Source organism: Kitasatospora sp. NPDC023120 (genome assembly GCF_055560835.1).
In genome coordinates, this window is sequence record NZ_JBVHHY010000007.1 from 301047 (window position 1) to 316637 (window position 15591).

Below are 15591 nucleotides of genomic sequence, written 5' to 3' on the forward strand. Positions count from 1 at the left end.
GGCTCGGACCCTATCCCGGCCCGCCGACGCCCCCGGCGGGCCGGGGCCTCCCAGCGGCCCGGGACCCCGCCCCCCGGGTCCGGGGTGGGGTCGTTTCCTCGGGATTCGCCTGACCCCGGGCCGATCGGCGCACTACTCTGCGAACGTGTCGCGCTACACGCCGTAGCCATAGGAGGAGGAATCCCTGTGTCATCGCCCTGCGACCCCGCACTCGCTCCGGTCGGCGACGTGAGCGCCGCGCTCATGGTGATCGACTCCCGGCTGAAGGCCGTCTACGACGGCAGGAGCGGGACGGACCCCGAGCACCAGCGGATGGTCGAGCAGTTCGCCGCGGCCATGGGCGCCACGGGGCTCGACGACCTCGTCGACGGCACGTGCACCCTCATCTACGTGTACATGAACTGGCTGCGCGGCTCGCTCGAGCGCCACGAGGAGGACGTGGTCGAGTACGTGGTGCCCAGCCTGGTGGCCACGATGCGGATGATGCCCAGGACCTTCCGGCCCGAGGTCGTGCCGATCATGGCCGGTCTGCTCATCGCCGCGGGCACCGGCCTGAGCCCGTCGCTGTGGCGCGCGCAGTACGGGTCCTGGACCGAGGCCGAGATGAATCCCCTGGAGGCCCTGACGGTCCTGCTCGCGGAGCACATCAACCGGATCTCCGGCAAGAACGACCAGAGCTTCGCCACCCGCCTGGTCGCCGACGCTCTGTCCGGGCTGGACGACGGCTCGGACGGGTCGGACGAGGACTGATCGGGGAGCGGGTGGCGGTTGCGGAGCCACCCGCTCCCCGGGCCGTCCCGTGGCGGTCGGTCAGGCGGGGATGCCGCAGTACTGCTGCTGCTTGCCGATCACGCGGTAGACGCAGTCGGCGGTCTCCACCAGGCGCAGGACCGCTTCGCGGTTGCGGCTGGTCTCGCGGCCGATCACCTCGTCGGGCGGGTAGAAGCCGTCGCTGCCGTTCGGGCCGGGGTACATCTCGAAGGTGTAGGCGAAGACCCGTTGGGAGCCCCACAGCCAGTCGTCGATCGCGCCGTCGGTGATGTAGAGCTCACTGGACTGTTCGGGCGTGTAGCCGTTGGTGGCGGCCATGCTGCGGCCGAGGGTGGCGAAGGTGTCGTACTCGTCGGCGGTCATGCCGGTGGCGGTCTCGGCGGTGGTCCAGCCGAACGGCCAGAGCACCAGCTCGCTGTAGGTGTGGAAGTCGATGGCGGCGGTGATCTGCTGCTTGCCGCCGACGATCCGGCTGCGGACGAAGTCGGCGACCACCTTGGTCTCCTTGGCGGACTCCGGGGCGCTGCCCCGGTAGGTCTCGCTGGAGGTGGAGCCGGAGGAGCCGCCGCAGCAGCCCCACTTGTAGTTCCAGTTGCGGTTGAGGTCGGTGCCGACGTTCCTGCTGCCGGGGTTCGGCTGGCGGTCCTTGCGCCAGCTGCGGTAGCGGCCGGTGGCGATGTCGTACTCGCCGCCGTCCGGGTTGAGGTCGGGGATCACCCAGATCTCGCGGCTGTTGACGGCGTTGGCGATCCGGCTGTCGGTGGCGTACTTGTCGCCGAACTCGTGCAACAGGTAGAGCGCCATCTCGACGGTGAGGTGCTCGCGGGCGTGCTGGTGGGCGGTGAACAGGACCTCGGGCTCGTCCTCGTCGGTGTTGACGTTGTCGCTGATCTTCACCGCGACGATCGGGCGGCCCTCGTAGGAAGTGCCGATGACGCGCTTGCTCATGATGTCCGGGTGCGCGGCGACCACGGCGTCGATGTCGGCGCTCGCCTCCGCGTAGTTGTGGTAGCCGGAGTCGGCCTGCGGGAAGTCGTACGCCGTGCCGGCCAGGCCCTCGTCCTGGTGGCGGGGGCCGGGCAGCGCGACGGGGGACCAGCCGAGCGCGCGCAGCCGGTCGGCCTCGGCGGGGGTGGCGGTGACCACCACCGCGTCGGGCAGGACGGCGTCGACGGAGGCGCCGGTGGCGGCGACGGCGGTGCGTTCGGCGACGGTGCGGGGGCCGTCGAGCCGGTACTGCCGGCCGGTGTCGGTGGTGGTGTCGGTGGTCGCGGAGGTGGTCGCCGGCAGGCGGTCGGGGGAGGCGGCCTGGGCGGTGATCGGTGTGGCGAGGGCGAGGGCCAGCAGGACGGCGGTGGCCGCAGCGGGCTTCCCTCGGCGGGGCAGTCGCATGACTGTCCTCCTGTGGGGGTCCGTGGGGGCGGAACGATGGAGGAGGTGAGGCGCGCGCCAGCATGATGGTCCGCCAGTGTCATGGGTTCGTCAAGGAGTTCGGGGGGCGGGGGAGGGCGCACGAGGGAGCGCGAACAGGGGTCGGGGAGCAGGGGTGCCTGCCAGACTGGGCGTTCGAACACCAGACGATTCGTCAGAAGGGCCGACCATGCGAAGAATTCTGATCGCCACCGCGTCCGCCGCACTGTCCGCCGTCACCCTCGTCGGACCGGAGGCGGCCCCGGCCGGTGCCGCCTCCGGTCCGACCGGCTCCTCCGGGTCCGGCGCCGACCGGGGCGGGTGGGAGCGGTGGCCCTCGCCGAAGTTCGACCTCCCGGCCGGCTCCCGCTGCGACTTCCCCGTGCACATGGAGGCCGTCGTGGACGAGGTGCAGCGGCGGGTGCTGGAGTACGCCCCCGACGGCACCACCGTGCGGCGCGCCGCCTTCAAGGGTGCCCTCGTCCTGCGGCTCACCAACACGACGACCGGTGCCTGGTACGACGCGGACGCCGGCGGCCGGTCCGTGGTCGACTACCGCCCCGACAACTCCCAGACCTGGCACGCCCACGGCCCGATCCTGCTCGGCTTCGGCACCGGCGCCGGCACCCTGCCCCGTGACCTCTACACCGTCGACGGCGTCTACACCGTCGACATCAGCGCCACCGGCTACCGGACGCTCACCATCAAGCACGGCTCCGCCGAACCGCTCTGCGCGAAGATCGCCTGACGACGGCCGACGCCGCCGTGACCGCCGTCGACGCCCTGACCACAGGCGGTGCCGGGACTGCCGACGGTGCCATGACGACCTGCCTCGCCGTGACCGGCGGCCCTCGCCCGGCCCTCAGGCCTGGGCCGCCGGTGCCTTCGGCAACAGGAAGACGACGACGCCCGCGACGACCGCGATGACGAACACCCCGAAGGAGGCGACCGCGAAGGCGTGCCCGGCGGCGGCGACGCTGCCGACCTCCGCGGGACGGAACGAGCCGAAGAAGAGCGCCCCGATGACGGCGACCCCCAGGGCCCCGCCGCACTGCTGCGCCGTGGACAGGACCCCCGAGGCGACGCCCGCCGACGCCGGCTCGACGCGGCTCAGCACCGTGTTGAGCGCCGGTGTGATCACCAGTCCACCGCCGACGCTCTGCAGGACGAGGACGGGGACCACCAGCAGCGGGGTGATCCGCGGGCCGGACACCAGCAGGAGTCCGGCCGCCAGGTAGCCGCTCGCCATCACGACCGCCCCGATCTCCAGCACGCGCCGCCCGTACCTCGGAACGGTCCGGCTCGCCACCAGGCTGAACACGAAGAACGAGGTGGCCGCGGGCGCGTAGACCAACCCCGCGCCGAGCGACGACAGGCCGAGGCCCTGCTGCATCGTCACCGACAGCGCCAGGTAGTACGAGTAGATCAGCGCGTACAGGGCGAGGACGAGGACGATCCCGAGCGAGAACGAGCGCTGCCTGAACAGCGCCGGCGGCACCAGTGGGTCCCCGCCCCGCCGTTCCAGGCCCCGCTCGATCGCGACGAACAGGCCGAAGGCGGCCGCGCTGCCCGCGAAGCAGGCCCAGACCCACCAGGGCCGGCCCGCCTCCTGCCCCTGGATCAGCGGGAACACCAGGAGGAAGAGGGCCGCGCTGAGCACCAGGACGCCGGGCAGGTCCAGCCCGCGGGCGGCGGTCGCGCCCGTCCTCGGCACGTGTCGTACGGCGAGCAGGAGCAGGGCGATCCCGATCGGCACGTTCACCCAGAACACCAGGCGCCAGCCGGAGCCGAAGAGGTCGGCGCCGATCAGCAGTCCGCCGATGAGCTGTCCGCCCACGGTGGCCGCACCCATGACGATGCCGAGCACGCCGTACACGCTGTGCCGCCGCGCCGCCGGCACCAGCACCGTGACGTAGGCGAACACCTGGGGGACCATCAGGGCCGCGCCCAGGCCCTGGACGACCCGCGCGGCGATCAGGCTGCCGGCGTTCGGCGACAGCGCGCAGCCGACCGAGGCGAGGGTGAACAGGGCCACCCCGAGGAGGAAGATCCGTTTGCGGCCGTACAGGTCGGCCAGGCGGGTGGCGGTGATGATGAAGACCGCGTACGCCAGCTGGTAGCCCGCCAGGATCCACTGGACGTCGCCGGCGGAGGCGCGCAGGTCCGCTTCGATCGCGGGGTCGGCGACCACCACGATGAACGAGTCCAGGACGGCCATGAACAGGGCGGCCAGGACGACCGCCATCGTCGTCCACGGAACGGCGCCCGCTCGCGCGGCGGTTCCCGCCTCTGCAGTTCCCGCCTCCGGTGCCGACGGGTGGGCTGTTCGCTGAGTGCTTGCCACGATGGGAGACCTCTGTGTGTGTCGGGGCCGGGTCCGGCCGTGCGCGGACCCGGGATGGTCGGCGGGCGGGTTCCCTCAGTCCACGGTGAGCACCAGCTTCCCCGTGGTCCTGCCGGTCTCGCCGAGCGCGTGCGCCGCGGCGGCGTCCGCCAGCGGGAAGACGGCGTCGACGTGGACCTTCAGCCGGCCGGTCTCGACCAGTTCCGTGACGGCCAGCAGCGCCCGCCGGTCGGGCTCGACCACCATGAAGCCCGAGCGGACGGAGCGTGCCGCCGCTGCCGAGGCGAGCGCCGCGGTCTCGCGGGCCGGGAGGGTGATCAGCGTGCCGCCGTCGCGGAGGACCGACAGCGAGCGCTCCTGGTAGTCCCCGGCGATCGGATCGATCACCACGTCCACGTCGGAGACCGCCGCGGCGAAGTCGAGCGCGGTGTAGTCGATCACCTCGTCCGCGCCCAGCCCCCGTACGAAGGCGTGCTTGTCCGCGCGGGCGGTGCCGATGACGTACCCGCCGTACGCCTTGGCGATCTGCACCGCCAGGTGCCCCACGCCCCCCGCCGCGGCGTGCACCAGGACGCGCTGCCCCCGCCGCAGGTCCGCCATGTCCACCAGGGCCTGCCAGGCCGTCAGCGCGGCCAGTGGCAGGGCCGCCGCCCGCACGTGGTCGAGTCCGGCCGGCTTGGGGGCGAAGTGGCGCGCGGGTGCCGCCACGTACTGCGCGTAGCAGCCGACCATCCGCGGGAAGTCCGGCATGCCGTACACCTCGTCGCCGGGCCGGAAGAGCGTCACACCGAGGCCGACGGCCTCCACCACGCCCGAGACGTCCCAGCCGAGGATGCCGTCCCCGGGGACGTACAGGGCGCCGACCGCCCGGGTCTTCCAGTCCACCGGGTTGACCCCGGCGGCGTGCACCCGGACCAGGATCTCCGTCGGACCGGGGACCGGTCGCTCCCGTTCCACGACCTTGAGCACCTCCGGCCCGCCCGGCTCCTCGAAGGCCACGGCCAGCATCTTCTCCACCATCGGTCCACTCCCCGACTCGTTCGCGGTCTGTCAGCGAGCACCAGCCTGGGGCCGCCGATCACCCGAAACGAGTGGCCAGATCGCCAAGCAGTGAGAGGATCTGGCCATGCAGCGAGCCACCCAGCGAGCCACGCAGGCAGCGGTGCAGGAAGCCAGGCAGCGAGTGCGGCACGGGACCGGGCAAGGAGCCCGGCACCGCGTCGTCGTCCTCGCCCTCCCCGGCGTCGTCCCCTACGAACTCGGCATCCCCGCCAAGGCGTTCGGCCTCGCCTTCGGCCCGGACCGCGAGCGGCTCTACGAGGTGGTCACCTGCAGCACGGACGGCAGGCCGGTGCAGACCTGCGAGGACTTCTCGATCACCGTCCGGCACGACGCGAGCGTGATCGCCACCGCCGACACCCTGGTCGTCGCGGCCGTCGAGGACCCGGTCGGCACCGGCGGCCGACGCACCGCGGGGCCCACCGCTCCGGCCGCCGATTCACTCGGCCACCCGCTCACCGACCCGCTCACCGACCCGCTCACCGACCCGCTCACCGACCCGCTCACCGAGCCGGTCGCCGCCGCGCTGGCCCTGCTCCGGCCCGGCACCCGGCTGGTGTCGATCTGCACGGCCTCCTTCGTCCTGGCCGCCGCCGGCCTGCTCGACGGCCGGCCCGCCACCACGCACTGGGCGCACGCCGAACGCTTCCGCGCGCTGTACCCGCGGACCCCGCTCGACCCCGACGTGCTCTGGGTGGACGACGGCGACGTCCTCACCTCGGCCGGTGCCGCCGCCGGGATGGACCTCTGCCTGCACCTGATCCGCCAGGACCACGGCAGCGAGGTCGCCAACCAGGTTGCCCGGCTGTGCGTCGTCCCGCCCTGGCGCGACGGCGGACAGGCCCAGTACATCGCCCGACCCGTTCCCGCCGCGACCGGCAGCGACACCGCCGCCGCCCGCGAATGGGCCCTGCGTCGGCTCCACCAGCCCATCCAGCTGGCCGAGCTGGCCGCCCGGGCGGGCATGAGCGTGCGCACCTTCAGCCGCCGCTTCCTCGCCGAGACCGGTCAGACCCCCGGCCAGTGGCTCACCACCCAACGCCTCGAACTCGCCCGCAGGCTACTGGAGTCCAGTGACCTGCCGGTCGACCGCGTCGCCGAGCACGCGGGCTTCGGCAGCGCCTCCTCCCTGCGCCAACACCTCGGCGCCGCCATCGGCGTCTCACCCGCCGCCTACCGCCGCACCTTCCAGGGCCGGGCCGCCCCCGGCCACGCCGACCCGGTCAGCCGACCCGGATCCCTCGGGGAAGCCCCTGCCGGGCCCGCGCCGACGGCCAGTTCGTGAACATGACACATATCTGAATGGGGTTGATTCCGTTTCGAGTTGTACAGGGATCAACATTTCAGGCGTATTTCCGGCCCGCGGTCGGGTCGTGTGCCTTTGCCTTGTGACTTCTGCCACAGCTCTGGCTGTCGCCATGGTTTCGGCGATGGCAAAATTTGTGGCCGAAACACTGCGTAGTGGCCAGATATCGCCTGATTGTTCGTCAGGAGTTCGGATTTGATGGCAGTGTGTGTGCAGCCGTACCACCTTCTGACCTGGTGCACACCGATTGTGTACACGATGACGAATGGCTGAACTGTGCGCATGACCCGTTCGGATCGCAACGATGCGACCACGCGGCCCCGCCTCACCGGCGAAAAGCTCACCATCCAGGAGTTCTCCCAGCTCGCCGGAACCGTCGGCGGCTACCCCTATGTGAAGATCGTGCTCGACCGAGCAGAGTCCGTGCTGCACTTCATCGACAGTGCGGACGGCATGCTCCACGTCCGTTACATCGCGTGCGAGATTCTCGGCATGACGATCGACGAACTCGCGCGCGGGCTTGATTCGTTCAACGACGATGTCTACCGGAATCCCGACCGCCGTTTCCAGCTCGGCACTCTCGCCCTGCACACCGGCAGCGGAACCGGGGGCAGCGGTACGCGCACGACCGGCATGCCGGACAGCGGCCGGGAAGAGGGCCCGTTCCTCTCCCTGGAGACCGTCGACGTCGACACCATGTCCCAGGACATGCTGCGCTCCTTCTACCACCGGGTGCGCGGGCACATCGACCCGTCGCTGCCGCTGCTGCTCAAGCCGGCCAACCACCAGCAGGAGGGCTACGTCGCGGCGATCCCGGAGAGCGAGATCCCGCGCGTGCTGTCCCACGAGCTGTACTCCACGGCCGCGTTCGTGCCGCTGAACCCCGGGGAGGCCCACGGCCGGCTGCGGGTGTTCCGCTCGGAGGAGGAGTACCGGGCCGACCCGGAGCCGCTGGAGTGGCACGACATCGTGGTGATGCCCCGGGTGCCCGAGGACGTCCCCCGGGTGTCCGGCATCATCCACACCGAGCACACCACCCCGCTCTCCCACATCAACGTGATGGCCGCCGGGTGGCGGATCCCCAACGCCGTCGGCATCGGCGCCGTCGAGCGGATCGACCGCGCCGGGCTGTCCGGGCAGTGGGTGCGCTACCGGGTCGAGACCGACAGCGGCGACCTCCACCTCGAAGCCGCGCCGCCGCGAACCGACGGCGACCGGCCGGCGCCCGCGCCACAGGCCGAACCCGTCACCGTGGACCGGCCCGACCTCACGCCGACGCCCGTCACCCCGCTGACCGACCTGCGCGCGGGCGACCACGTGCGGTTCGGCACCAAGGCCGCCAACCTCGGCGAACTCACCCACCTACTGCAGCACGGCTCAGCACGCTGGCTCGGCTTCTACCGCGTCCCCCGGCCGCCCCGGGACAACCTGCTGCGCTACCTCGCCCGGCAGCTCGGCCTCCCCGAGGACGCGGACGACACCGAACTGGCCGCCGCCGCGCAGCACCTGGTCAAGGAGCACGCCCGGGTGCCGCGCGGGATCGTGCTGCCGTTCTCGCTCCAGCAGCGCTTCCTGGACTCCTCGACAGAGCTCCGGGTCGCCCTCGGCCGGCTCGACTCCGCGCTCCTGGGAGGGAGTTCGGAAACCGACGAGCTGTGCCTCGAAGCGCAGCGACTGATCCGCACCACCCCGCTGCCCGACCCGGTCCGCACCGAGCTCGACCGGGCGCTCGACCGCCACCTGTACGGCGCGGCCGAGCTGGTCGTCCGCAGCTCCTCCAACGCCGAGGACCTGTCCGGCTTCTCCGCCGCCGGGCTCTACGAGTCGGTCGCGCACGTCAGCGGCACGGACGCGGTCCTCGACGCGGTACGGGAGGTCTGGGCCTCGCTGCTCTCGCCGCGCGCGGTACGGCTGCGGCACCAGGCGGGCATCCCGCTGGACCACTGCCGCATGGGCGTAGTGATCCAGGAGCAGGTCGGCTCCACCGTCGGTGGCGTCCTGGTCACCTGCAACCCGCTGAGCCCGCAGGACTTCCGCGACGTCTACCTCAACATCTCGCCGCGCTCGGTGACCGAGGTGGTCACCGGCGAGGGCGCCCCGCTCCAGTACCTGTGCAACACCATGGAGGGCGGCAGCCGTACGGTCTCGCTCGGCACCGCCGGCACCGACCTGGACGCCGGGACCAAGGAGCTCGTGGGCCGGCTGGCGCTGATCAGCCGACTGCTGCAGTCCCACTTCTCGCCCGACGAGAGCTACGCGGCCCCGGTCGACATCGAGTGGGCGATCGAGGGCGAATGCATCAGCCTGCTGCAGCTGCGCCCCTTCCGCACCGCCGGCTGACACCGGACGCCTGCCACGACGCCGGCCCGTGCCGCACCGGCCGTGACGCGACGACGCCGCCGTACGCGACGACGCCGTACGCGACACCCCCGCCGAGTGCGGGTCGGGCCGACGCGTGCCCGGGCCGACGCGTGCCCGGAGCCGACCGTGCCCCGGGCCCAGTGAACTTCCCTCAGGAGAAAGCACCGTGAACCGGATCCTGTACGTCTACGTCAAGGGCGGAGCCCCGCTCGAGTACGCCTTCCCGCGCATCGCCGCCTGCGGGGAGCTGCACGTCCTCGCGCTGGCGCCGCTGCCCACCACCGCCGAGGACGTGTGGCGGCCCAGCTGTACCAGCATCGAACTCGTCCCCGAGGCGCCGCGCGGCGACGAACTGGTCGAGCTGATCGTGGAGTACGCGAAGGCCATCGGGGCCGACGCGGTGCTGACGCTCTCCGAGTTCGCGGTGCTGGCCGTCGCGCACGCCGCGCGCCGGCTCGGCCTGGCCGGCCCGGGCGAGGGCATCGTCCGCGCCCGCGACAAGCGGCTGATGCGCGAGGCGTGGGCCGCCGCCGGGGTGCCGATCCCCGGGTTCCGCCGGGTCGACAGCCTCGCGGACCTGCAGGCCGCGCTGACCGACTTCACGCCCCCGCTGCTGCTCAAGCCTGCCTGGGGCGCCGGCTCGGTCGCCCAGATCGTGCTGGACTCCGTCGAGGACGCCGCCCCGGCCTGGGGCGAGATCGAGCGCGGACTCCAGGCCGGCAGCCGGGTCGGCATGAACGAGCTCTACGCCCCGGACACCGACCGGGACCGCCTCGTCGAGGAGATCGCCCAGGGCTCCACCGAGGGCTGGTACGAGGAGCCCGGCTACGGCGACTACGTGAGCGTGGAGGGGATCGTCGCGGACGGCGTCTACCGTCCGCTGGCCATCACCGCCAAGCTGCCGACCGTGCCGTCCTTCGTCGAGGTCGCCAGCACCTCGCCCTCCGTCATGGCGGTGCCGCTGCAGCGCCGGATCGAGGAGGTCTCCCGGCAGGCCGTCGACGCGCTGGGGCTGGAGAACTGCGGCACCCACACCGAGCTCAAGCTGATGAAGGACGGCGAGCTGGTGGTCATCGAGACCGCCGCCCGGTTCGGCGGCCTGCTGACGACCCGGCAGGTCCACGAGGTGTTCGGGCTCGACCCGATCGGCATGCTGGTCCGGCAGCTGCTGGGCGAGCGGGTCGACTACCCCGAGGCCATGCTCACCGACGGGGTCCGGGCCGCCGCCTCGGTGGCCGTCGTCCCGGCCGACGCCTTCGGCGTGCCCTGGCGCACCCGGCCGGTCTGGAACCCGGAGGCCGTCGACTGGCAGAGCCTGCTGTCCCCGGGCAGCACCATCGAGGCCGTCCCCGCCTTCGCCATGCCCGCCGGACAGCCGGTGCCCGCCTTCGATCCCTCCGCGGGCTCGCGCAACTGGCTCGGGGTCTACCTGCTGAGCGCCGTCGACGCCCACACCCTGCAGCGCGACTGCAACGCGGTGCTGAACGGCCTGGAAGCCGCCCTGCACCGCGCCGCCGGCTGACCGCTTGTCTTCCCTTCCCTGCTGAGGTTCTTCGATGCGTGTACTGTTCGCCGGCGTGCCCGGCGTCGGCCATCTCTTCCCGCTGGTCCCGCTGGCCAGGGCGATGCGCGAGCTCGGCCACGAGGTCGCGGTGACCTCGATGGACGGCGGTGAACCGGTCGCCGCCTCCGGGCTGCCGTACCTGCCGCTCTCCCCGGGCGTGGACTGGCGCGTGGTGATCAGGGAGGCCGGCCGCACCAAGCGGCCCGACCTGATGCAGCGGGTCGTCGAGACCAACTCGGCCGACCGCGAGGCCTTCGTCCCCCTCGCCGCCCACGTCAACAGTGCGGTCGCCGACGACGCCGTCGAACTCGCCGCGCGGTGGCGGCCGGACCTGGTGGTGTACGACTACCAGTTCCCGGTCGCCCTGCTCGCGGCGAGCGTCCTCGGCGTGCCCGCCGTCCAGCACGACCTCGGGTTCGTCCGCACCCCCGGACTGCGGTCGCTGATGCTCGCCGAGATGGCGGACACCTTCGCCCGGCACGGCATCGACCCGCTGCCCGAGCCGGCGGAGACCGTCGACCTCGCCCCGCCGAGCATGGCCGGGCCGGAGCCGTACGGCTGCATGCTGCGGCCCGTCGCCTACAACGGCGGCGACGCCCTCCCCGAAGCCCTGGCCGCACCCGCCGACCGCCCGCGGGTCGCGGTCACCCTGGGCACCGTGCCGCCCAAGACCGACGGCCTGACCAGGATCGAGCGGGTGATCGCGGCAGCCGCCGACATCGACGCCGACTTCGTCCTGGCCACCGGCGACCTCGACCTCGACACGCTCGGCACCGTGCCCGACAACGTCCACCCGTACGGCTGGGTGCCCTGGCGAGCCCTGCTCGGCACCTGCGCCGCCGCGATCCACCACGGCGGCAGCGGCACCGCCCTCGCCGCCCTGGACGCGGGCATCCCGCAACTCGTCCTGCCCGACGGCTCCGACCGCTTCATCAACGCCGACGCCGTCCGCGACCGCGGCGCCGGCCTCAGCGCCCGCGCCGAGGAGATCGGCCCGGCCCTGCTGGACCGCCTGCTCACCGACCCCGCCCTGGCCCGCGCCGCCCGCGAGGTCAGCGCCGAGATCGCGACGATGCCGAGCCCGGTCGAGGTGGCGGAGAAGCTCGTGACCCTCGCCGGCTGAGGCCGGACGAGGACGGACAAGGGGGGATCGCGCTCCGGGGCCTGGCCGGAGCGCGCTTCCGGTTGCGGCGTCGCCGTGCCGGGCTGCGGGCCCAGAGGTCTGTCTGTCCCATCGAACTCCCCGGCTTCACGGCCGACTTGGACGCCGATCCTCCGGTGCTCACACCCCGCCGGCCGGGCTCTCATGCGACCAGGTCGGCGTCCGCGGCCACCGGGGGTCGGTGCGGCGCCCCTTCCGGCAGGGCCCGACCGAGCGTGACGAGGGCCTCGACCGGGACCCCGTACGTCAGGACCCGGTCGGCGTCCCTGGCGTGCTGGACCGCGGCGTCCAGCACGCCGGAGAACCGCGTCCGGGTGCAGGTGCGCTGCTGGACGGCGGCGACCCAGCCCAGTGCCATGCCGATCCCGGCGTAGGCGCGGGCGCGCCCGTCGGGCCAGGTCGGGTCGAGGGCGCGGCCGTGCCCGTCGATGCACCAGGCGTGGCGGGTCACCGTACCGTCCGCCTCGATCACGTAGCCCTCGACGTACGTCAGGGCGGCCGACCTGCGGGCGATGCGCCAGGCGTTGGGGAAGGCGGCGCCGCCGTTGCCGCGCCGCGGCAGCCCGGCGGGCCAGGCGGACGGGGCCTGGAGGCGCCCCTGGGCGAGGACCACGGCCTCGGCGGTCAGTCCGCCGCGCGAGGCCCGAGCCCGCAGCGCACCGACAAGGACCCGCTCGTGGAGGGAGGTTCCGGCGTTCACGGTGGAGGACACGCTCGCCAGTCTTCTCAACCCCCAAACGCGGCGCGAGAAGTACTACGCCATCCGATGCCGGGCCCGCCGGGGGGGCCACGCCACACCGCCCCGAGGAACCCGGGGTCGGACAGCCCGGACCGCCCCGCGAACTCGGCCGCCACCCCGAGCACTTCGCACCACACCCCACCACCCCGCCGCGCAGGGCCACGCCCGGCGCTCTGTCAGCGGGGTGCCGGTGGGGTGTCGGTGGTGTGAGCGGTCTGTTCGTGGGCTGTGGGTGGTGGGCCGCAGGGTGGTGCACGGCAGCATCAACGACCCACGGGAGGTCCACCGTGTCGAACGACACCATGCCGAACAGCGCCCCCTCGAACAGGGGCAGCGCGCGCCCGAGCTCGGTCCTGGTCTCCGGGGCCGGGATCGCCGGGACCGCCCTCGCCTACTGGCTGGAGCGGTACGGCTTCCGCGTCACCGTCGTCGAGCGTGCCCCGGCGCTGCGCGGGGGCGGACAGGCGGTGGACATCCGCGGCAACGCCCTGCAGGTGGTCGAGCGGATGGGGCTGCTGGAGGAGGTCCGGGCCCGCAGGACCGGCCTGCGCGGGATGTCCCTGGTGGACGGGGACGGCCGGGAGCTGAGCCGCACCACCGAGTGGACGGCCAGCGGCGGGCCCGTCGACGGCCCCGACGTGGAGATCCTGCGCGACGAACTCGCGGAGCTGATCGTGGGAGCGGCCGGGCCCGGCGTCGAGTACCGCTTCGACGACTCGGTCGACACCCTCGTCCAGTACGGGGACGGCGTCCAGGTCCGGTTCCGCAGCGGCACCGAGCAGTCCTTCGACCTCGTCGTGGGCGCCGACGGCCTGCACTCCAACACCCGCCGCCTGGTCTTCGGCCCCGAGAGCGACTACCTGCACTCCATCGGCACCTACATCGCCGGCTGGAGCATCCCCAACCATCTCGACCTCGACCGCTGGGAGGTCGTCCAGCAGTCCGACACCGGGTGGAGCAGCCTGGTGATGACCGTCCGCGACAACAGCGAACTGCGCGTCTTCGTCGGCTTCACCACCGACGAGCCGCTCGACCGGATGCTGCCCCGGGACCGCGCCGAGCAGCGCAAGCTGGTCGCCGAGCGCTGCGCCCACCTGGGCTGGGAGATGCCGCGCTTCCTGCGGGGGATGTGGGAGACGGACGCCTTCCACTACGACGTCGTCGCCCAGATACGGATGGACCGCTGGTCCCACGACCGCGTCGCCCTGCTCGGCGACGCGGGCTACTGCTGCTCACCGTTCACCGGCCAGGGCACCAGCGTGGCCCTGACCGCCGCCTACGTCCTGGCCGGCGAACTGCACGCGGCGGCCGGCGACCACCGCACCGCCTTCCCCGCCTACGAGCGGAGGCTGCGCGACCACGTGGCGGCCAACCAGGCCATCCTCGACCTGACCGCAGGGATCTACGGAGGCCGCGCCAGGCCCGCGGACGCGGACACGGATGCGGACGCGCCCGCCATGGACGGCGGCACGGAGGACGGCGGCACACAGGGCACCACGGGCTTCGACCGTCCCGGCCCGGAGATGGAGACCGCCTTCCGGGCCGCCACCGTCTTCGACCTGCCCGACTACTGACGGACCGCCGCCGCCCGCGCTGAGGCCGGTCCGCAGCGCGTACGCGTAGGGAGCGTCAGCTGCGAGTCCCGGCGTCAGCCGGTGCCGGATCGCGATCCGGCCCAGCAGCTCCTCGCCGTCGGCCCACCACAGCGTCGTCACCGGCGCGGCGGCGTCCTCAGTCGTCCTCGCCGGCAGCGCCGGTGGCCGGCTGCCATTCCTCGAACACCCGCAGGCGCAGCCTGGACCGGCTGAAGTCCGCGAACCACAGGAGGAACCTGTTCCGCGCGGCCAGGGCGGCGCGGGCCGTCCGGCACCAGTCCTCGCGGTCGAGGAGGGAGAGGTAGGCGGTGAGGACGGCGTCGCGCTGGGCGGGGGTGCAGCCGGAGTACTCGGGGGATTCGGTGGCCAGGTGCAGTGCCAGCGACGCCACGACGCAGAAGCGTTCGACGGTCGGCGGCGGGTCGCCGGCGTGGCGGGCGTGGGCGGTCAGGACGGTGGCGGCATGGGGGTAGTGGCGCAGGGACATTCCCATGCCGGAGCTCTGCGTCAGCATCTGCAGCAACCGCCCGGTGTGGTCGAGCAGTTCGAGGTCCTGCCCGAACTCCGGGACCGCCTCGTGCAGTCGGGCGGCCGTGGCGACGCGGCCGGCGAAGTAGCCGTTGAGGAAGTCGCCGTCGATCGCTTTGCGCAGCAGCCACGGGCGGGTGGCCGGGTCGTCGAGCCGGCAGAGCGCCTCGACGACGTAGACCCGTCCCCAGCCCGCCACCCGGTCGGCCAGCCAGAGCAGGTGTGCCGCACCGCCGTCGAGCCGTTCGAGCGCGTGCGCCGCGAGCGGGCCGAAGGTCGCGGACAGCAGCCCGATGGTCCGGATCAGCGGGATGTCGTCCGGCGCGCCGACCTCGGCGAGCAGCGCCAGTCCGACCGCGACGGCGTACTCGTCGCTCCCGTGGCGCACGAGCCACCGCCCGGTGCGCCGGACACGCCAGGCGTCGGGGCACCGGTGGGCGGCAGCGGCGATGTCCTGGTCGGGGTGGATCGGGATGTGGACGTCGTGGAACGCATCTGCCAGCTCCCGGGGTGGGGCGGACGGCTGAGCGAAGTGCGCGTCCAGGACGCGGGCGACGGGGACGCCTGCGGTCCGCAGGTCGTCCGGTGGCCCGGGGCGTGGTCGGCCGCCGTCCGGCCCGGTGTCCGGGTAGGGCTTCCCGTCGCGCGGCAGCGGCCCGTCCGGCGTCAGTCGGTGCAGGCGTACGGCGTGGTCGTACAGGCTGGTCCGGGTATCGGGCGACCAGGGCCCGGATGCCGCGCTCACCAGCGGT

At 73.0% G+C, this 15591-nt stretch carries 12 protein-coding genes; 7 read left to right on the forward strand and 5 right to left on the reverse strand.

Going from position 1 to position 15591, the window contains the following annotated elements:
- Positions 1-186: 186 nt before the first annotated feature.
- Complete coding sequence (locus ACZ3TI_RS13325) at positions 187-750, forward strand: hypothetical protein (protein ID WP_465726319.1); 564 nt, start codon at positions 187-189, stop codon at positions 748-750.
- Between the two features lie 60 nt (positions 751-810).
- Here ACZ3TI_RS13325 and ACZ3TI_RS13330 read toward each other — a convergent pair whose 3' ends face one another.
- Positions 811-2163: a M14 family metallopeptidase gene (locus ACZ3TI_RS13330; RefSeq protein ID WP_465726320.1), complete on the reverse strand. Its 1353-nt coding sequence runs from the start codon at positions 2161-2163 to the stop codon at positions 811-813.
- A 208-nt stretch (positions 2164-2371) separates the two neighbouring features.
- Between ACZ3TI_RS13330 and ACZ3TI_RS13335 the strand changes: the two genes are divergently transcribed.
- Positions 2372-2929 (forward strand): hypothetical protein, encoded by a 558-nt coding sequence (locus ACZ3TI_RS13335; protein WP_465726321.1) that lies wholly within the window; start codon positions 2372-2374, stop codon positions 2927-2929.
- 114 nt (positions 2930-3043) lie between these two features.
- Here ACZ3TI_RS13335 and ACZ3TI_RS13340 read toward each other — a convergent pair whose 3' ends face one another.
- Positions 3044-4426 (reverse strand): MFS transporter, encoded by a 1383-nt coding sequence (locus ACZ3TI_RS13340; protein ID WP_465726322.1) that lies wholly within the window; start codon positions 4424-4426, stop codon positions 3044-3046.
- A gap of 174 nt (positions 4427-4600) precedes the next feature.
- Positions 4601-5545 carry an NADP-dependent oxidoreductase gene (locus ACZ3TI_RS13345; protein WP_465726323.1) on the reverse strand — a complete coding sequence of 315 codons (945 nt, stop codon included), beginning with the start codon at positions 5543-5545 and terminating at the stop codon, positions 4601-4603.
- A gap of 100 nt (positions 5546-5645) precedes the next feature.
- Between ACZ3TI_RS13345 and ACZ3TI_RS13350 the strand changes: the two genes are divergently transcribed.
- The 4 genes from ACZ3TI_RS13350 to ACZ3TI_RS13365 all read left to right on the forward strand — a co-directional run bounded on the left by ACZ3TI_RS13350 (position 5646) and on the right by ACZ3TI_RS13365 (position 11938).
- Positions 5646-6869: a GlxA family transcriptional regulator gene (locus ACZ3TI_RS13350; protein WP_465726351.1), complete on the forward strand. Its 1224-nt coding sequence runs from the start codon at positions 5646-5648 to the stop codon at positions 6867-6869.
- A gap of 303 nt (positions 6870-7172) precedes the next feature.
- On the forward strand, positions 7173-9230 hold the full coding sequence (locus ACZ3TI_RS13355; protein ID WP_465726324.1) for a PEP/pyruvate-binding domain-containing protein: 2058 nt from the start codon (positions 7173-7175) through the stop codon (positions 9228-9230).
- 187 nt (positions 9231-9417) lie between these two features.
- Complete coding sequence (locus ACZ3TI_RS13360; RefSeq protein ID WP_465726325.1) at positions 9418-10773, forward strand: ATP-grasp domain-containing protein; 1356 nt, start codon at positions 9418-9420, stop codon at positions 10771-10773.
- Positions 10774-10807: 34 nt separating this feature from the next.
- Positions 10808-11938 (forward strand): nucleotide disphospho-sugar-binding domain-containing protein, encoded by a 1131-nt coding sequence (locus tag ACZ3TI_RS13365; RefSeq protein WP_465726326.1) that lies wholly within the window; start codon positions 10808-10810, stop codon positions 11936-11938.
- Positions 11939-12119: 181 nt separating this feature from the next.
- Here ACZ3TI_RS13365 and ACZ3TI_RS13370 read toward each other — a convergent pair whose 3' ends face one another.
- Positions 12120-12689, reverse strand: a complete 570-nt coding sequence (locus tag ACZ3TI_RS13370) for a hypothetical protein (RefSeq protein WP_465726327.1) — start codon at positions 12687-12689, stop codon at positions 12120-12122.
- 314 nt (positions 12690-13003) lie between these two features.
- Between ACZ3TI_RS13370 and ACZ3TI_RS13375 the strand changes: the two genes are divergently transcribed.
- Positions 13004-14290, forward strand: coding sequence for an FAD-dependent monooxygenase (locus ACZ3TI_RS13375; protein WP_465726328.1), 1287 nt, complete (start codon positions 13004-13006; stop codon positions 14288-14290).
- A gap of 157 nt (positions 14291-14447) precedes the next feature.
- On the opposite strand, the gene ACZ3TI_RS13380 is transcribed toward ACZ3TI_RS13375, so the two are convergent.
- Positions 14448-15584, reverse strand: a complete 1137-nt coding sequence (locus tag ACZ3TI_RS13380) for a hypothetical protein (protein ID WP_465726329.1) — start codon at positions 15582-15584, stop codon at positions 14448-14450.
- Positions 15585-15591 lie beyond the last annotated feature (7 nt).